The organism is Microbulbifer sp. YPW16 (genome assembly GCF_021290385.1).
Lineage (GTDB): Bacteria > Pseudomonadota > Gammaproteobacteria > Pseudomonadales > Cellvibrionaceae > Microbulbifer > Microbulbifer zhoushanensis.
In genome coordinates this window covers 2,192,358-2,210,354 of record NZ_CP089928.1, presented here as the reverse complement: position 1 = coordinate 2,210,354, position 17,997 = coordinate 2,192,358, and the positions used below count along the sequence as shown (strand labels likewise).

Sequence of the window (17,997 nt, the reverse complement as noted above, 5' to 3'; positions counted from 1 at the left end):
AATTGTAGGAAAAAACGGTTCCGCCGCATATGACGGAACCGCAAAGGTGGGGAAATGAGGGGAAAAAGCGTGATCGCTTAGAAAATAAACCTAACGCCAGCTTCCAGGCTGCGGCCCGCCTCGGGGGCGAAGTCGCGCAGCAGTGAGGTGGAGTTGCGGATCTCCTCGTCCAGCAGGTTGCGGGCGCTGGCGAACAGCACCGCATCGCTGCCGCCCACGTTGATGTTGTAGCGCGCGGTCAGGTCCATGCGGGTGTAGCCGTCGGTCTCTTCCTCGAAGGCGCCCGGGCGGTCCTGGTCAAAGGCGTGGGTGGTGCGCCATTCCCAGTTCCACTGGCTGTAGTCGCCGCCCAGGGCCAGGCCGGTGCGCAGCGGCGGCATGCGCGGCACGTCGCGGCTTTCACCGGGGACCAGGGTGTCATCGAACTGCGCACGCACGCTGTCGCCGAACAGGGTGAGGAAGTGGCCGCCCGCCAGCGGGAATTTCACCGAGGCCTCGGCGCCGTAGAAGGTGGCGTCGCGGTTGGCGTAGGCGTAGATGGGGAACTCGCTCTCCAGGTCTTCCAGGCCGGTGTTCTGGGCGTAGATGTAGTCGCTCACCTGGTTGTAGAACAGGTTGGCCTCCACCCGCGCGGCGTGCCAGCCGCGGGCCTCCTCGTTGTGGTGGTGGTAGCCCAGCTCCCAGTTGATGGAGTTCTCGGTATCCAGGTCGGCGTTGCCGAGGATAAAGCGGGATTCCGCCAGGTGGGCGCCGTTGGCGTACAGCTCCTCGGCCACCGGCGCGCGCTCGGCGCTGGTGAGGCCCAGGCTCACGTGCTGGTGCTCCGCCAGGAAGTACTGGATGGCACCGCTGGCGCTGACCAGGCTGAAGTCGCGGTCGCTGCCGGTTTCCGGGCTCACTTCCACCCGCTCCAGGCGGCCGCCCAGGTCCAGGTGCCAGTCGGCCCAGCTGCGCTCCTTCATCACAAAGGCGCCGGCGCTGCGGGTGTTGGAGGGCTGGATAAAGGCCTCGTCGCCGATGGCGGAGAAGTCCTTGTCGGACAGCTGCAGGCCGTAGGCGCCGCGCCAGGCGCCACCGTCGTCGTGGGTCAGCTCGATGCGGCTTTCCCAGGCGTCGTTGGTAAAGCGGGTGCCAGGTTCGGCCTCTTCCAGCTCCACGTGCTCATAGTCGTTGTGGCCCAGGCGCACGCTGAGCTTGTCCCAGTAGTCGTCGTCGAAGCGGTGCTCGCCTTTCAGGTCGTAGCGGGTCTGCTCCATGGCGATACGCACCGCCTCCGGGCCCTCTTCCTCACCGGCGTGGGCTGCGTGCTCCTCGGCGGTCTCGCCCGCGTGCACTTCCTCCTCATGCGCATGGGTGCCGAAGGGGATGCCGTAGTTCTTGCCGGTCTGGTTCACCGACAGGCCGATAAAGCCGCTGTCGGTAATCCACGAGGCACCGCCGCTGTAGCTGTGGCCGCGGCCGCTGGTGTTGCCGACAAAGCCATCGGTGTTGAACTCCTCCTCTTCGGCGTGCGGTTCGCCGGCGAGGGCTTCCTCTTCGTGCGCGCCGTGTTCTTCCTCGTGGTGGCGGATGGCCAGGCCGGGGATCTGGGTGTCGCCGTTCTCGCGGTAGGTGCCGTCCAGGTACCAGGCCAGCTGGCCCGCACCGCCGCCCAGGCGGAAGACGCCGGCATCCTGTTCGTTGCCGGTGTCGTGGCGCATTTCCAGGGCGCCCTCCAGCTGCTCCGGTACCTCGGTGGGAATGCGGCCGTCGATCACGTTCACCACGCCGCCGATGGCGCCGCTGCCGTAGCGCAGGGCGGCCGGGCCGCGCAGGATCTCGATGCGCTTCGCCAGCAGGGCCTCCACGCTGCTGGCGTGGTCGGAGCTGGTGTTGGAGGCGTCGGCCACGTCCAGGTTGTCGTTCAGGACCTTCACCCGGTTGGCGGACTGGCCGCGGATCACCGGCAGGCCCACGCCGCCGCCGAAGGAGGCGTTGGCCACGCCCAGTTCGTCTTTGAGGGTGTCGCCCAGGGTGGCGGCGGCCCTGTCGCGCAGCTCGTCGCCGGCCAGCACCGACACCGGGGCGGCCACGGCGTCGGCAGGCTTGTCCAGCGGGGAGACGGTGACGTTCACCTCTTCCAGTGCGGAGCTGGCCTGGCCCTGCTGCTGGGCCTGGGCGAAAGTGGCGGATACGGTCAGCGCGCCGGCTACGGCCAGCGCCAGTTTGTTGGACTTATACATCAGTTGTTATACCTGTCTCATGGGCGTGCACGCGGGCTGCCACTTGGGGCGCGGGCGCGCATCGCCGGAATTCCTGTTCGATTGTGCGGCGCGCGCGGGCGCCGCGGTTCCTTCCCGGAGTCACAGGCTTACGGCGACACTGCGCCGAAACGGTAATTCTGTGGTCCGGGTGGCAGGCCACGCGCACAGTTGTGCGACGGTCGGGCCGCCGGATCGATCGGTTTTAGTGGGACAGGGAGGCTGGGGGTGCGCGGGCGGTCTGGCGCTCGGGCTGGCTGTCGCCGGGGACCGGGGCGCTCTGGCGCAGGTAGTGGGTGACCGGGGCCGGCATAATGGCCCGGTATTCACTGCCCGCCGCGGCGGACATCTGGTGGAAGCACACATCGCACAGCTCATGCGACGGGTCCACGAAGTGGATATGCTCGGCCAATACCGGCTGTGCTGACAGCAGGGCCATCAGCAGCAACAGGGCGGTCCACAGGTTGGACTTATGGCGTGAGCGGGTGTTCATGGCTGGTATCATATCCACCACACCGCATGAATCAAGTTTCATCTGACACTATCCGGCCACAGCGGCGGCGTTCTTCTCTATAATTCGCGCCTCTGTTCCTGAAGTGCTCTATACAGGCACTGCAACGCATCATATAAGGACCGTAACGCTTATGCGCAAGGCCAGCGTCAATCGCGACACCCTGGAAACCAAGATCAAGGTCAGCCTGGACCTGGATGGCCAGGGCAACGGCAAGTTCGATACCGGGGTGCCCTTCCTCGAGCATATGCTCGACCAGATTGCCCGCCACGGCATGATCGACCTGGATATCACCTGCGACGGCGACGTCCATATCGACGACCACCACACGGTGGAGGACATCGGCATCACCCTGGGCAAGGCCATCGCCGAGGCGATCGGCGACAAGAAGGGCATGACCCGCTACGGCCACGCCTATGTGCCCCTGGACGAGGCGCTCTCACGGGTGGTGGTCGACTTCTCCGGTCGCCCGGGCCTGGTGATGAATGTGCCGTTTACCCAGAAGCGCATCGGCAACTTCGATACCGAGCTGTTCTACGAGTTCTTCCAGGGCTTCGTGAACCACGCGCTGGTGACCCTGCATATCGACTGCCTGCGCGGCCACAACGCCCACCACCAGGTGGAGACGGTGTTCAAGGCCTTCGGCCGCGCCCTGCGCATGGCGCTGGCAGAGGACCCGCGCATGGCGGGTACCATGCCGTCCACCAAGGGTGTGCTGTAACGGCCGCCCGCTCGAGGATTCACCGCGCCGGCGGGCGCAGGTACGGGCAGCGCTGATCCGGGTCACCGGCATCGGCGTAATCTGCCCCTTTGCTTTCCCGGCCCTCGCGCTGCTGCGCGGGGGCCGCGGTCACAGGAGAATATCGGTGCAGAAAATCGCAGTACTCGATTACGGCATGGGCAACCTGCACTCGGTGGCCAGTGCGCTGCAGAAGGTGGCGCCCGGCGATGAGGTGGTGCTGGCCACCACGCCGGAACAGGCCACGGGTGCCGACCGCCTGCTGGTGCCCGGCGTGGGTGCCATCCGCGACTGCATGGCGGGCTTTACCGATGCCGGTTTCGCGCCGCTGCTCAAGGACGCCATCGGTTCCGGCCTGCCGGTGCTGGGCATCTGCGTGGGCATGCAGATCATGATGCAGCGCAGCGAGGAAAATAACGGGGTCGACTGCCTGGGCATATTCCCCGAGCCGGTGAAGTTTTTCGGCACTGATCTCCGGCATGGGGGTGAACGGTTAAAGGTCCCGCATATGGGCTGGAACCAGGTGTGGCAGAAGCAGGCGCACCCGCTGTGGAACGGGATCGAGGACGGCAGCCGCTTTTACTTTGTCCACAGTTACTATGTACCCGCTGAGGCCTCCGCCGCGGGCGTTGTGCCAGCGGAAAACAACCCGGATATTGCCGGCCAGGCCGAGTACGGCGTGTCCCTGGCCGCCGCCGTGGCCCGGGAGAATATCTTCGCCACCCAGTTCCACCCGGAGAAGAGCGCCGACAGCGGCCTGCGGCTGCTGAAGAATTTCACTGCCTGGAACGGCAGGGTTTAACCACATTACCGTGTAGGAGCGGCCCATGGTCGCGATCCCGGCTTGCTGAATGCCCGGGGCTGTCGCGGCCATGGGCCGCTCCTACAGCGATCACACAATTTGATACACCGCCAACAGAAAGACTGACCATGATTGTAATTCCCGCGATCGACCTGAAAGACGGCCAGTGCGTGCGCCTGCGCCAGGGCGAAATGGACGATGCCACCGTATTCTCCGACGATCCGCTGGCCACCGCGCAGCACTGGGTGGACCAGGGCGCGCGTCGCCTGCACCTGGTGGACCTGAACGGTGCCTTTGCCGGCAACCCGGTCAACGGCGAGGCGGTGAATGCAATCGCGAAGGCCTTCCCGGACCTGCCGGTACAGATCGGCGGCGGTATCCGTGACCTGCCCACCATCGAGCGCTACCTGGACGCGGGCGTGACCTGGGCCATTATCGGCACCGCTGCGGTCAAGAACCCGGAGCTGGTGAAGGAAGCCTGCCGCGAGTTCGAGGGCCACATCATTGTCGGCCTGGATGCGAAGGACGGCCTGGTGGCCACCGAGGGCTGGGCCCAGGTGTCCGACCAGAAGGCCACCGAGATGGCGAAACGCTTCGAGGACTGCGGCGTGAGCGCCATCGTCTACACCGATATCGCCCGTGACGGCATGATGCAGGGGGTGAATATCCCGGCCACGCTGGAACTGGCCCACGCGGTGAAGGTGCCGATCATCGCCTCCGGCGGGGTCAGCTCCATCGAGGATATCGAGCAGCTGCTGGAAGCGAGGGATATCTACGGGGCCATTACCGGCCGCGCCATCTACGAGGACAAGCTGGACCTGGGCGCGGCACAGAAACTCTGTGACGAGTGGGGCCAGTAAGGGATTAGAGAGGGGTAAGTCATATGCTCGCCAAACGAATCATCCCCTGCCTGGACGTCGATGCCGGCCGCGTGGTGAAGGGCGTTAACTTTGTCGATATTCGCGATGCCGGCGACCCGGTGGAAATCGCCCGGCGCTACAACGAGGCGGGTGCGGACGAGATTACCTTCCTCGATATCACCGCCACCCACGAGGGCCGCGACACCATGCTGCACACCGTGGAGCAGATGGCCTCGCAGGTGTTTATCCCGCTCACCGTCGGTGGGGGTGTGCGCACCATCCAGGATATCCGCAACCTGCTGAACGCCGGCGCCGACAAGACCGCCATCAATTCCGCCGCGGTGAAAAACCCCGAGTTCGTGCGCGAGGCCGCCGAGCGTTTCGGCCGCCAGTGCATCGTGGTCGCCATCGATGCCAAGCAGGTGGGACACAGCAAGTGGGAGATTTTCACCCACGGCGGCCGCAAGCCCACCGGTATCGATGCGGTGGAGTGGGCGAAGAAAATGGCCGGCCTGGGCGCCGGGGAAATCCTGCTCACCAGCATGGATCGCGACGGCACCAAGAACGGCTTCGACCTGGCCCTGACCCGCGCCGTGTCCGACGCGGTGCCGGTACCGGTGATCGCCTCCGGCGGCGTCGGCAACCTGCAGCACCTGGCCGACGGTGTGCTCGAGGGCGGTGCCGACGCGGTACTGGCAGCCAGCATCTTCCACTTCGGCGAATACACCATCGCCGAGGCCAAGCAATATATGCACGACGCCGGCATCGAGATGCGGCTCTAATTCCAACCCCGGTCCATGTAGGGGCGGACCTCGTGTCCGCCCGAGGTGCCATCTCCTGAAAGGGCGCACACAAGGCACGCCCCTACGGGTGGCTGCGGTATTGGGCCCGGAATTATCGCGGCCAGCGGCCGCTCCTACGGTGTTCGGAAGGCGGCGGTAAACGCAGACGATTTCCTGGCTCCAATCCCGTCGTAGGGGCGGACCTCGTGTCCGCCCGAGGTGCCATCTCCTGAAAGGGCGCACACAAGGCACGCCCCTACGGGTGGCTGCGGTATTGGGCCCGGAATTATCGCGGCCAGCGGCCGCTCCTACCGTGTTCGGAAGGCGGCGGTAACTGCAGACTCTTCCCCGGCTCCAATCCCGTCGTAGGGGCGGACCTCGTGTCCGCCCGAGGTGCCATCTCCTGCAAGGGCGCACACAAGGTGCGCCCCTACGGGTGGCAATGAGATGGCCCTGTACCAGTGCCTGCGGTAATGGGCCCGGAATTATCGCGGCCAGCGGCCGCTCCTGCGGTGTTCGGAAGGCGGCGGTAAACGCAGACCCTTCCCCGGCTCCAATCCAATCGTAGGGGCGGACCTTGTGTCCGCCCGCCCCCCGGCCTCCTCGATAGCACCATGGCGTTACCGTGACACGCCAGGATTCCCCCGCTGGCAAAATGCAGTACCATTGAAATATGGATCTATTGCAGGAATTCTCCGCCGTTGAACACAGCCCGGTCTTCAGTCGACCGGACTTCTCGGCGTTGCGTAACGAACTGGCACCGCTGGACTTCAGTGGCTGCGAGCTGTTGCCGGCCCTGCAGGAATACCGCAACTTCTACCAGCTGAATTTCCCCCAGGCGAGCAAGACCGGTGTCGGCACCTTCGAGGTGGCCGGCTACGAGCTGGTGGCCCAGTACTGGCTGCTGGAAAAGCCCCGCGGCACACTGTTTATCTGCCACGGTTATTTCGACCACACCGGTATCTACGGTGCCGCCATCCGCTTCGGGCTGGAGCGCGGCTACAACGTGGTGATCTTCGATTTCCCCGGCCACGGCCTGTCCAGTGGCGAGCGGGTGGCGATCAATTCCTTCCTGCAGTACCGGCAGGTACTGGGGGCGCTGCTGCACATTGCCCGCGACCGCCTCCCGGGCCCCTGGCATGCCATGGGGCAGAGCACCGGCGGCGCGGCACTGCTGGCCTACCTGCAGTACAGCCGCTGGCAGCCGTTCGACAAAATCATGCTGCTGGCACCGCTGGTGCGCCCGGCGCGCTGGCATGTGCGCAAGTGGATGTTCTACCTGGGGCGCTTCTTTATGGTGGCCCCCAACCGCGGCTTCAATATCAATACCCACGATGCCGAGTTCGCCCGCCGCCAGGCCCACCGCGACCCGCTGCAGTCACCGGTGATGTCCATGCGCTGGCTGGCGGCCATGGTGGACTGGCTGAAGACCTTCCCCAAAACCGCAGTCAATGAGAAGCGCATCCTGGTGATCCAGGGCACCGGTGACGAGACCGTCTCCTGGCGCTACAACATGCGTGCCATCCGCTCGCGTTTCCCCAATAGCAAGCGGGTGATTATCCGCGGCGCGCGCCACCAGATGATCAACGAGACCCAGCCCTACCGGCACCAGATCCTCACGGCGCTGGACGACTGGTTAATGCAATAATCCACAGGGTATAGTCGGGCCGGTAAAATATTTCCGTTAACCCGCCGGGGAAAGGAGTTCCCATGTTGCATACCCTGCACCGCAGTTCCGCGGTGATCATCGCCCTCTTCGCCATGTTCCATATCGCCAACCACGGGTTTGCCGTGGCCGGTGTCGAAGCCCATATCCAGTTGATGGAGAACCTGCGCCAGGTGTACCGGTTGCCGCTGGTGGAGGCCCTGCTGATCGGCTGTGTGCTGTTCCAGGTGTGTTCCGGCCTGTATTTTGTCGCGCGGCGGTTTGGCCAGCGGCAGGATTTCTTCGACCGGTTACAGGCAATATCCGGTTGTTACCTGGCGTTTTTCCTGCTGGTACATGTGAGCGCGGTGCTGTTCGGGCGCTCGGTGCTGGGGCTGGATACGAACTTCTTCTATGCCGCGGCGGGGATGCATGTGTTCCCCTACTCACTGTTCTTCCTGCCCTACTACTTCCTGGCGGTAGCGGCGATCTTCGCCCACCTGGCCTGCGCCGCCCACTGGCTGCTGCGCAATCGCATGGGGGCTGTGGCGAGGGACCGCCTGGGCTATGGCATGTGCGTGGCGGGGCTGCTGCTGTCGGCGGTGATCATCACCGCTTTTTCCGGTGGCTTCAGCGCGGTGGAAATCCCGGGGGAGTACCTGGCCACTTATGGCCAGGCCCAATAGGCTCGCAGCGTTGCCGCAGGAGCGGCCGCTGGCCGCGATCGGGGTGGCAGGATGTGCGGGGAGGTTCCGGCGTATCGCCCTGGGCCCCGCCGGGCGGACACAGGGTCCGCCCCTACGGATATGGGATCCCGATGTGCTTATCCCGGCCGCGTGTCCTGTGGCAACGCGACCGCAGGAGCGGCCGCTGGCCGCGATCGGGGCTGGCAGGATGCCCGCGGTTTTTCCGGGCTATCGCCCTGGGTCCTGCCGGGCGGACACAAGGTCCGCCCCTGCGGATATGGGAGCCCGATGTGCCCATCCCGGCCGCGTGTCCTGTGGCAATGCGACCGTAGGAGCGGCCGCTGGCCGCGACCCGGATTTGCGGGATGCGTGGTGGGTCCGGGCTATTGCCCTGGACCCTGCCGGGCGGACACAGGGTCCCCCTACGAAAAGGGCGCGCTGTAGGAGCGGCCCATGGCCGCGATGCCCGTCAGATCGCCGCCTGCCGCAGCGCCCTGTCCCTGCGCCGCTGGGCCAGGGCATCGGTGGAGTAGAGGGCCAGGCCGAACCAGACGAAGGCGAAGGTCACCAGCTTGGTCTCGCTGAACGGCTCGCCGAACAGCTGGGTGGCGATCACCAGCATCAGCGTCGGCGCCAGGTATTGCAGGAAGCCAACCGTGGACAGGTTCAGCCGGCGCGCGGCGATATTGAACAGCAGCAGCGGCAGCAGGGTCACCGGGCCGGCGAGCAGCAGCAGGCCGTTCAGCTGCCAGTCGTTGTTGGCCATGTTGCTGCTGGGGCTGGTGCTCAGCACCAGGTAGGTCAGGGCAATGGGCAGCATAAACAGGGTTTCCATGGCCAGGCCGGTCAGGCTCTCCACCGGTGCGCGCTTGCGCACCAGGCCGTAAAAACCGAACGACAGCGCCAGGAACAGTGCCACCACCGGCAGCTCGCCGAACTGCCACAGCTCGTGCCCGATACCGATGGCCGCCAGGGCCACCGCCAGCCACTGCAGCGGCCGCAGCCGCTCGCCCATAAACAGCACACCCAGCAGCACGTTGATCAGCGGGTTGATGTAGTAGCCCAGGCTGGCGGACAGCAGGTGATTGCTGGTCACGGCCCAGATAAACACCAGCCAGTTGCTGCCGATCAGCAGGGTGGACAGCGCCAGGGTGGTCATGCGCTTGCGGTCGCGCAGGGTGGCCATGAAGTCCGGCAGCTTGCCGATGATTGCCAGCACCACCATGGCCAGCACCAGCGCCCAGATACTGCGGTGGGCGAGGATCTCCGGGGCGGAGATGCCGTCCAGCAGCTTGAAGTACAGCGGGGCCACGCCCCACATCAGGAAGGCAGTAACACCGGCGAGCAGGCCGGCTGCGGCGGAATCTCTCTCTGGCACTGGGGGGATCTCTATTTTGGGCTCAGGGTGCAGTTGGAGCTCGGGGCTGCTTCTGGCGACCTGGCGCGGAAACACATCGGGGGGCGCGTCGGGAGGCGATTCTAACTCCCCTGCGCTGGCCGGGCCACCGGCAGGGCGCACACAAGGTGCGCCCCTACGGGGGCGGGCCCGGAGATGACGGTGTGGTTGGGCCTGAACGATGGGCCGTAGGGGCTCCTGTATCCGCCCTTTTCGTGCCAGCGGCCGGCAGGGCGCACACGAGGTGCGCCCCTACGGGGGCGGGCTCGGAGATGACGGTGTGGTTGGGTCTGAACGATGGGCCGTAGGGGCGGATCTTGTATCCGCCCTTTTCGTGCCAGCGGCCGGCAGGGCGCACACAAGGTGCGCCCCTACGGGGCGGGCCCGGAGATGATGGTGTGGTTGGGCCTGAACGGTGGGCCGTAGGGGCGGATCCTGTATCCGCCCTTTTCGTGCCAGCGGCCGGCAGGGCGCACACGAGGTGCGCCCCTACGGGGGCGGGCCCGGAGATGACGGTGTGGTTCGGTTTGAACGATGGGCCGTAGGGGCGGATCTTGTATCCGCCCTTTCTTGCCTGCCTTGCCTGTGGCCCGCGACGGCTAAAACAGTACGCGGCAGCGCAGGGTGCCCTTGACGTTCTTGAGCTTCTCCAGTGCCAGGTCGGAGTACTCGGCATCCACGTCGATCACCACGTAACCCAGGGTCTCGTTGGTCTGCAGGAACTGGGCGGAGATGTTGATGGCGTTGTCCGAGAACACCTTGTTGATCGCGCTCAGCACGCCGGGCACGTTCTGGTGGATGTGCAGCAGGCGGTGGGCGCCGGCATGGCCGGGCAGTGCCACCTCGGGGAAGTTGACCGAGCTGGTGGTGGTGCCGTTGTCGGAGTAGAGCGCCAGCTTGTCCGACACCTCGATACCGATATTTTCCTGCGCCTCCATGGTGGAGCCGCCGATATGCGGGGTGAGCAGGGCATTGTCGACACCGCGCAGGGGCGACTGGAACTCGTCCTCGTTACCGCGCGGCTCCACCGGGAATACGTCGATGGCGGCACCGGACAGGTGCCCGCTTTTCAGGGCTGCGGCCAGTGCATCGATATCCACCACGCTGCCGCGGGAGGCGTTCAGCAGGATGGCACCGGGCTTCATGCGCTCGATCTGCTCGGCGCCCATCATCATCTTGGTGGACGGCAGCTCCGGTACATGCAGGGACACCACGTCCGCCTGCGCCAGCAGCTCGTCCATGGAATTCACCTGGGTGGCGTTGCCCAGCGGCAGCTTGGTGACCACATCGAAGAAGATCACGCGCATGCCGATGGCCTCGGCCATCACCGACAGCTGCGAACCGATGGCACCGTAGCCGATAATACCCAGGGTCTTGCCGCGGGCCTCGAAGGAGCCCTTGGCGGATTTCTGCCAGCCGCCGCGGTGGCAGACGATGTTCTTCTCCGGGATGCCGCGCAGCATCAGGATGGCCTCGGCGATGATCAGCTCGGCCACGCTGCGGGTGTTGGAATAGGGTGCGTTGAATACCGCAATGCCCAGGTCGGTGGCGGCCTGCAGGTCCACCTGGTTGGTGCCGATGCAGAAACAGCCGATGGCTATCAGCTTGTGCGCGTTCTCCAGCACCTTGCGGGTCAGCTGCGTGCGCGAGCGGATACCCACGAGGTGGGCGTCGGCGATCTTCTCGATCAGCTCGTCTTCGGGCAGCGAGGTCTTGAGGTACTCCACATTGGTATAGCCGCGCGAGGCCAGCAGGTCGACGGCCGACTGGTGCACGCCCTCCAGCAACAGAATACGAATCTTGTCCTTTTGCAATGATGTTTGCGGAGCCATATACACTCTCTTGACTATGGGCAACGGGTTTGGAGATAGAATTTGCGAAACCGGGAATCCGGCGAGGGCGCGATCATACCACAAGCGGCCCGGAAAGCTTTATACGAAATATCCATCCTAACTATAGGCAAGAGGAATAGAAGATAGCTATGTACCAGCACCGGTTTACCTGCGGCTCGGAGACGGGACTGGCGCCCGGCAAGATCGTCTGTGTCGGGCGCAACTACGCCGCCCACGCCGCCGAGCTGGACAACGCCGTGCCGGAAGAGCCGCTGCTGTTCATCAAGCCGGCCACCGCGGCGGTGCCCTTCGAGGCGCCCATCCACCTGCCGCCGGGGCGCGGCAGCTGCCATTTCGAGGGGGAGCTGGCCCTGTTGGTGGGGGAAACCATCAGCAATGCCAACCCCGGCGACGTGCCCCACGCCATCGCCGGCCTCGGCCTGGCGCTGGACCTGACCCTGCGCGACCTGCAGGCAGAGCTGAAGCAGCAGGGCCACCCCTGGGAAAAGGCCAAGGCGTTCGATGGCGCCTGCCCGCTGTCGCCGTTCGTGAAGCTGGACTGGCTTCCGGACTGGGACGGGCTCAGTTACTCCCTGTGGCTGAACGACGAGCTGCGCCAGCGGGGCAAGACCAACCATATGCTCACGCCCATCCTCGAGCTGGTGGCCTATATCAGCAGCTATTTCACCTTGCAGCCGGGGGATGTGGTGCTCACCGGCACACCGGCTGGCGTGGGGCCCCTGCACAGCGGTGACCGGCTGGTGATGCAGCTGGAGGACGACTGGCTGCGGGTGGAGACCAGCGTTGCCTGAACCGGCCATCGCGGCCATGGGCCGCTCCTACAGGGTCCTTCTTTCGTAGGGGCGGGCCTCGTGTCCGCCCTGCCGGGGCATGGCGCGATACCCAGCTGGCGAGGATCGCGGCCAGCGGCCGCTCCTACGGTCGCATGGCCATAGGACGTCCGGCCGCGATAAGCACATCGGGATCCCGTATCCGTAGGGGCGGACCTTGTGTCCGCCCTGCGGGGTGCGGGGCACAATACCCCGTGCGGTAAACATCTCGCGCATCCTGCCAGCCGCGGATCGCGGCCAGCGGCCGCTCCTACGGAGTGGGGATGGGGTGTCGCAAAATGCACAGGTCCCGGGGGGCGCCGCGCGATCGCGGCCATGGGCCGCTCCTACAGGGTCCTTCCTTCGTAGGGGCGGACCTTGTGTCCGCCCTGCGGGGCCAGAGCAGCCATAAGCGGGGCTAATATTGTCCCCATCGTCCCGCGGCACTATGATGCCGCCGGCCGGGCAAACCTCCCGGCAACCATTCCAGCAGCATGGCCCACAAGGCAGCTGTGGACCAGCAGCCAATACCAGCAGGGAGACAAGGCGCGATGACCGACCTGAACCCGATTAACACCGTCCGTATCCTCACCACCGGCGGCACCATCGAGAAGAGTTACAGCGAGGAGGAAGGCACCCTCAAGAACCGCGCCTCCATTATCCGCGAAGGGCTGATCTCCAGCCTGCGGCTGCCCTACACCCACCTGGAGCTGGAGAGCGTGGTCAACAAGGACTCGCTGGATATGGACGACCGCGACCGGGCGTTGATCGCCGAGGCAGTGGAGCGCACCGCGCAGCAGGGCGACCCCATTGTGATCCTGCACGGCACCGACACCATGGCCGATACCGCCGAGTTCTGCTTCAAGAAGATGGGCCAGCCCCCGGTACCGGTGGTGTTCACCGGTGCCATGAAGCCCATGGGCTTTATCGATTCCGACGCCCGCCAGAACGTCACCGAGGCCCTGCTGACCGCGCGCCTGATGGAGCCGGGTTTCTATATCGCCTTCCACAACCGCGTGTTTGCTGTCCCCGGCGTACGCAAGAACCGCGAAGAGGGTACCTTCGAGGCGGTGGGCTGAAGCTCCCCCCTCCCTGAGTGGGGTAAATCCTGTATCCGCCGGGCCCGGGTGGATACAGGATCCGCCCCTACGGGCACCTTACATAACTGAATCCCTTCCCCTCCCGGCCTCCTACACTCAATCTGTTCCCGAACCGTCTTCGCACGGCCGCCATTCGCGCGTTACAATACAAACCCTTTGAATTGTGATCACATTTTCAGTATAAACTGAATAATCATTCAACTTTTGCCCTTCGACAATCTGAGAGGTGCGCCATGTCAGAACAGAATAAGACCCCGGAAACCCTGCAGGAGTGGCTGGCCCTTGCGGACAGCCTCAAGATCGAGGGCCGCGCTTTCATCAACGGTGAGTATGTGGACGCCCTGTCCGGCGAGACCCGCCCCACCACCAGCCCGGCGGATGGCCGCGAGCTGGCGCAGGTGGCCAGCTGTGGTCCCGAGGACGCCGAGCTGGCGGTGAAGATTGCCCGCAAGACCTTCGAATCCGGCAGCTGGTCCGCCATGCCGCCGATGGAGCGCAAGAAGATCATGGTGCGTTTCGCCGAGCTGATTGAGCAGAACCGGGACGAAATCGCCCTGCTGGAGAGCCTGGACGCCGGCAAGCCGATCAGCGACACCATGAACGTGGACGTGCCCGGCGCGGTGACCACCATCCGCTGGAGCGGCGAGGCGGTCGACAAGATCTATGACGAAGTCGCGCCCACCGGCCCGGACGAGCTGGCCCTGATCCAGCGCATGCCACTGGGGGTGGTAGCCGCCATCGTGCCCTGGAACTTCCCGCTGTCCACCACCTGCTGGAAACTGGGCCCGGCGCTGGCCACCGGTAACAGCGTGATCCTGAAGCCCGCTTCCAACACCCCGCTCACCGCCATCAAGCTGGCCGGCCTGGCGAAGGAAGCCGGCATCCCGGACGGTGTGCTGAACGTACTGCCGGGGCCGGGCAGCAGCCTGGGCAAGGCCCTGAGCCTGCACATGGATATCGACTGCCTGACCTTCACCGGTTCCACCGAGGTGGGCAAGACCCTGACCGAGTACTCCGGCCAGTCGAACCTGAAGCGCACCTTCCTGGAGCTGGGCGGCAAGAGCCCCAATATCGTCTTCGCCGACGCCGATCTGGACAAGGCGGCCGAGGCCGCGGCGCTGGCGGTGTTCTATAACCAGGGTGAGACCTGCACCGCCGGTACCCGCCTGCTGGTGGAAAAATCCATCGCCGGCGAATTTATTGAGAAGGTGAAAAGGGCCAGCGCCCGCTTCAAGCCGGGCCATCCGCAGGACCCCAACACCGTGATGGGTGCGCTGATCGACCGTAACCAGTTCGACACCGTCGAGCACTACGTGGCCAAGGGCAAGGAAGAGGGCGCGCAGGTAGTCTGTGGCGGTGCCGCCGCGGCAGCCGTGGAAGGTGGCCACTACTACGAGCCGACGATCTTCAGCGGTGTCACCAACGAAATGACCGTGGCCCGCGAGGAAATCTTCGGCCCGGTACTGGTGGCGATCGAGTTCGAGACCGAGGAAGAGGCACTGCAGATCGCCAACGACTCCATCTACGGCCTGGCCGCCGGTGTCTGGACTCGCGACATCAGCCGCGCCCACCGGATGTCCCGCGACCTGCGTGTCGGTTCCGTGTGGGTAAACAACTACTTCGGCGGCGACATCACCGTGCCGTTCGGTGGCTTCAAGCAGTCCGGCAACGGCCGCGACAAGTCGCTGCACGCGCTGGATAAGTATTGCGAACTCAAATCCACCTGGATCGATATCTCCGGCTAAGCTGCCGGCGTAATCCGGAATAAGAGCAAGGGGCCGCATCTGCGGCCCCTTTTTTATGGTGTGAGCGGGCCGGCCTGTGGCAACCTGTGTGGAATACTCTCAATGGCGTAGGGTGCAATAAGCGCAGTGCATTGCACCGACGGAAGCTGATAAAAAGCTATGAAACTGGTATTCACGCACGAAAACCGCCTGCTGGTGGAACTGGCAAAGAGCAAGCTGGAAGTGGCCGGCATCGCCGTAGTCCTGAAAAACGAGTTCGCCCAGGGCGCCACCGGCGAGCTGGCGCCGCACCAGGCGTGGCTGGAGTTGTGGGTGGAGCGCGACCGGGATTACGAGCGGGCGGTGCAGTTATTGCGCGCCGACGAGCACGCGGGGGAGGAGTGGTCCTGTCCCGGTTGTGGTGAGCACAACGGCGCGGCATTTGATTACTGCTGGCATTGCGGCCATGTGCGACCGGCCGGGTAGTGAGACGGTTAGCGAAGTAGAGGTAAAGAAAAAATGGACCTGCTGGTAAATATCGACGTCGACGACCTGCCCGGTGCGGTGGATTTCTATACCCGCGCCCTTGGCCTGCAGGTGGGGCGCCGGTTCGGCAGTGATGGGGTCGAGCTGCTGGGTGCCAGTGCGCCCCTGTACCTGCTGGCGAAAGAAGCCGGGTCCGTGACCGCCGGCGGCGATGAGCGGTGTTACCGGCGCCACTGGACCCCGGTACACCTGGATATGGTGGTCGAGGACGTGGAAGCGGCGGTGGAGAAGGCGGTAGCCGCCGGTGCGAAACTTGAATCTTCGGTCAGGGTCAATAACTGGGGCGCGATCGCGGGCCTGGCGGATCCCTTCGGCCACGGCTTCTGCCTGCTGGAATTCCGCGGCCGCGGTTATGACGAGATCAGCGACTGACTGGCGGAAGCGGTTGCAGGTTCAGGCTGGATTCAGGGCCCGGGGGCGAATCTGTGTGCGGGCCCGGATCCGGACGGATAGATACAAGATCCGCCCGTACAGCCTCTTTGCCGGGCGGGGAACGCAATAGATGCCAGCGCCATACACCGTAGGGGCGAACCTTGTGTTCGCCCTCACCTCGGGCTTGGAACCGGCACGGGGCGGATACAAGATCCGCCCCTACGATCTGTTTCCCGAGCGGCCAACGCAATTCGCCCCCTTTTGACTGGACCAGGGAAGACCTAGTGACAGAGATGAAAACGCCGAACAGCGCTCCCGCTGCCGTACTCGGTGCCGGGATACTGGCAGGCCTGCTGGCGCTGGGCTGGTTTGCCGTGGAGGCGGTGGAGCGCTTCAAGGGTTACGAGCGCACGGTCACCGTAAAGGGCCTGGCGGAACGGGAGGTGCCGGCGGATATCGTGATCTGGCCGATCCAGTTCACCGCTGCCAGCAATGACCTGCAGGCGCTCTACCGGGATATCGCCGCCAGCAGCGAGCGCATCGAGAAATTCCTGGCGGAGCAGGGTATCGCCGCGCAGGCGGTTTCGGTTTCCCTGCCGGCGGTCACCGACAAGTCAGCGCAGAGATATGGTGGTAACCAGCCGGCGCCCTTCCGCTACACCGCGCTGCAGACAGTGACGGTCTACTCCGATGAGGTGGAGGCGGTACGGGCGGCCATGGACCAGCTGGCCCAGCTGGGACGCGAGGGCATAGCCTTCTCGCAGGGCAATCACCAGGGACAGACGGAATATATTTTCACCGGCCTGAACGATCTCAAGCCGGAAATGATCGAACAGGCCACGGTCGAGGCGAGACAGGTGGCACAGAAGTTCGCCGAGGACTCCGATAGCGTGCTGGGGAAGATCAAGCGCGCGTCGCAGGGACAGTTCAGTATCCGTGATCGCGACAAGAACAACCCGCATATCAAGAAGGTGCGGGTAGTGTCGACAATCGAGTATTACCTTTCCGACTGAGGACAGCAGTATGTACAGGATCATGATTGCAGCGGCCCTTGGCGCCGCAGTGGCCTTGAGCGCTTCCAGCGCCATGGCCAAGCCCAACAACGACCTGCCCCCGGGCCTGCAGAAAAAAGCCGAGCGCGGCGGCGAACTGCCCCCGGGCTGGAAGAAAAAGCTGCAGGTAGGCCATGTGCTGGAGCACGATATCTACAGCCATGCGGTGATCGTCAAGCCGGTGGATCGCCACGGCCTGGTGACGGTCAGCATCGAGGGCGAGATCGTGCGCCTGATGCATCACAGCCGTGAGATCGTCGAGATCCTCAGCCACTGACGATTTCCTCCCGGCGGGCGGTTGGCCCGCCGGGACCTGTCTCGCCCCGCCTTCAACAACCCTTCTCCTCCCTGTTAGCCTGCCCGCCCGGGTCACTGGTCTATAAAGTAAGATCTGTAACGACTGCCAACGCTGCTGACGGAGGTATTCATGACGATCAAGCGACACGGGCTGTCTGTGGGCCTGGAGCGCATCGACGACGACCTGTTCCTGTCCCTGCGGGTAAAGGGCAAGCTGACCCACAGGGACTACGAGGCTATGGTGCCGATCCTGGAGTCGGCGCTGGCCGAGGCCCGGCACCCGAAGATCAATGTGTTTTTCGACGCCACCGAATTGGAAGGCTGGGAGGCCCGTGCCGCCTGGGACGACCTCAAGCTGGGCCTCAGGCACGGGCGCCAGTTCCACAAGGTGGCGATGGTGGGCCACAAGCGCTGGCAGGAGCTGGCCACCAGGGTGGGTGCCTGGTTTATCGGTGGCGATGCGCGGTTCTTCGAGGATGAGGAGGAAGCCATGGCCTGGCTCGCATCGGATTGATGCAAGCCGGGGCTTGCCTGCCGTAGAATCAGCCGCTCAGAACAACAAGCAACGGCAAAAGGAAGTTTT

18 protein-coding genes are annotated in these 17,997 nt (G+C 64.7%); 14 read left to right on the top strand and 4 right to left on the bottom strand.

Features of this window, described 5'->3' with window-relative positions; all coding sequences use genetic code 11:
• Window positions 1-77 precede the first annotated feature (77 nt).
• Both LVE68_RS09375 and LVE68_RS09370 read right to left on the bottom strand, forming a co-directional pair.
• A complete protein-coding gene (locus LVE68_RS09375) occupies window positions 78-2,222 on the bottom strand; it encodes a TonB-dependent receptor (protein ID WP_232939972.1) in 2,145 nt (714 codons plus the stop codon).
• 223 nt (window positions 2,223-2,445) lie between these two features.
• Window positions 2,446-2,775: a hypothetical protein gene (locus tag LVE68_RS09370; RefSeq protein WP_232939971.1), complete on the bottom strand. Its 330-nt coding sequence runs from the start codon at window positions 2,773-2,775 to the stop codon at window positions 2,446-2,448.
• Between the two features lie 109 nt (window positions 2,776-2,884).
• Between LVE68_RS09370 and hisB the strand changes: the two genes are divergently transcribed.
• The 6 genes from hisB (at window position 2,885) to LVE68_RS09340 (ending at window position 8,265) form a co-directional block, all read left to right on the top strand.
• On the top strand, window positions 2,885-3,472 hold the full coding sequence (gene hisB, locus LVE68_RS09365; protein ID WP_232939970.1) for an imidazoleglycerol-phosphate dehydratase HisB: 588 nt from the start codon (window positions 2,885-2,887) through the stop codon (window positions 3,470-3,472).
• A gap of 145 nt (window positions 3,473-3,617) precedes the next feature.
• Window positions 3,618-4,292 (top strand): imidazole glycerol phosphate synthase subunit HisH, encoded by a 675-nt coding sequence (hisH, locus tag LVE68_RS09360; protein WP_232939969.1) that lies wholly within the window; start codon window positions 3,618-3,620, stop codon window positions 4,290-4,292.
• A gap of 128 nt (window positions 4,293-4,420) precedes the next feature.
• On the top strand, window positions 4,421-5,152 hold the full coding sequence (hisA, locus tag LVE68_RS09355; RefSeq protein WP_232939968.1) for a 1-(5-phosphoribosyl)-5-[(5-phosphoribosylamino)methylideneamino]imidazole-4-carboxamide isomerase: 732 nt from the start codon (window positions 4,421-4,423) through the stop codon (window positions 5,150-5,152).
• A gap of 23 nt (window positions 5,153-5,175) precedes the next feature.
• Window positions 5,176-5,934, top strand: a complete 759-nt coding sequence (gene hisF / locus LVE68_RS09350) for an imidazole glycerol phosphate synthase subunit HisF (RefSeq protein WP_232939967.1) — start codon at window positions 5,176-5,178, stop codon at window positions 5,932-5,934.
• 673 nt (window positions 5,935-6,607) lie between these two features.
• Window positions 6,608-7,582, top strand: a complete 975-nt coding sequence (locus tag LVE68_RS09345; RefSeq protein WP_232939966.1) for an alpha/beta hydrolase — start codon at window positions 6,608-6,610, stop codon at window positions 7,580-7,582.
• Between the two features lie 62 nt (window positions 7,583-7,644).
• Window positions 7,645-8,265 (top strand): hypothetical protein, encoded by a 621-nt coding sequence (locus tag LVE68_RS09340; RefSeq protein WP_232939965.1) that lies wholly within the window; start codon window positions 7,645-7,647, stop codon window positions 8,263-8,265.
• Between the two features lie 469 nt (window positions 8,266-8,734).
• On the opposite strand, the gene rarD is transcribed toward LVE68_RS09340, so the two are convergent.
• Window positions 8,735-9,643 (bottom strand): EamA family transporter RarD, encoded by a 909-nt coding sequence (rarD, locus tag LVE68_RS09335; protein WP_232939964.1) that lies wholly within the window; start codon window positions 9,641-9,643, stop codon window positions 8,735-8,737.
• Between the two features lie 617 nt (window positions 9,644-10,260).
• On the bottom strand, window positions 10,261-11,493 hold the full coding sequence (gene serA, locus LVE68_RS09330) for a phosphoglycerate dehydrogenase (protein ID WP_232939962.1): 1,233 nt from the start codon (window positions 11,491-11,493) through the stop codon (window positions 10,261-10,263).
• 149 nt (window positions 11,494-11,642) lie between these two features.
• Between serA and LVE68_RS09325 the strand changes: the two genes are divergently transcribed.
• From LVE68_RS09325 to LVE68_RS09290, 8 genes are all read left to right on the top strand, one after another.
• On the top strand, window positions 11,643-12,305 hold the full coding sequence (locus LVE68_RS09325) for a fumarylacetoacetate hydrolase family protein (RefSeq protein ID WP_232939960.1): 663 nt from the start codon (window positions 11,643-11,645) through the stop codon (window positions 12,303-12,305).
• A gap of 569 nt (window positions 12,306-12,874) precedes the next feature.
• On the top strand, window positions 12,875-13,402 hold the full coding sequence (locus LVE68_RS09320; RefSeq protein ID WP_232939958.1) for an asparaginase: 528 nt from the start codon (window positions 12,875-12,877) through the stop codon (window positions 13,400-13,402).
• Window positions 13,403-13,656: 254 nt separating this feature from the next.
• Window positions 13,657-15,168, top strand: a complete 1,512-nt coding sequence (locus LVE68_RS09315) for an aldehyde dehydrogenase (RefSeq protein WP_232939956.1) — start codon at window positions 13,657-13,659, stop codon at window positions 15,166-15,168.
• Between the two features lie 159 nt (window positions 15,169-15,327).
• Window positions 15,328-15,633: a putative signal transducing protein gene (locus LVE68_RS09310; protein WP_232939954.1), complete on the top strand. Its 306-nt coding sequence runs from the start codon at window positions 15,328-15,330 to the stop codon at window positions 15,631-15,633.
• Window positions 15,634-15,666: 33 nt separating this feature from the next.
• Complete coding sequence (locus LVE68_RS09305) at window positions 15,667-16,065, top strand: VOC family protein (protein ID WP_232939953.1); 399 nt, start codon at window positions 15,667-15,669, stop codon at window positions 16,063-16,065.
• Between the two features lie 293 nt (window positions 16,066-16,358).
• Complete coding sequence (locus LVE68_RS09300; RefSeq protein WP_233006703.1) at window positions 16,359-17,078, top strand: SIMPL domain-containing protein; 720 nt, start codon at window positions 16,359-16,361, stop codon at window positions 17,076-17,078.
• A gap of 10 nt (window positions 17,079-17,088) precedes the next feature.
• On the top strand, window positions 17,089-17,394 hold the full coding sequence (locus tag LVE68_RS09295) for a hypothetical protein (protein ID WP_232939952.1): 306 nt from the start codon (window positions 17,089-17,091) through the stop codon (window positions 17,392-17,394).
• A 150-nt stretch (window positions 17,395-17,544) separates the two neighbouring features.
• Entirely contained in the window at window positions 17,545-17,928 is a 384-nt protein-coding gene (locus LVE68_RS09290; RefSeq protein WP_232939951.1) for an STAS/SEC14 domain-containing protein, read from the top strand.
• The last annotated feature ends 69 nt before the right edge of the window (window positions 17,929-17,997 follow it).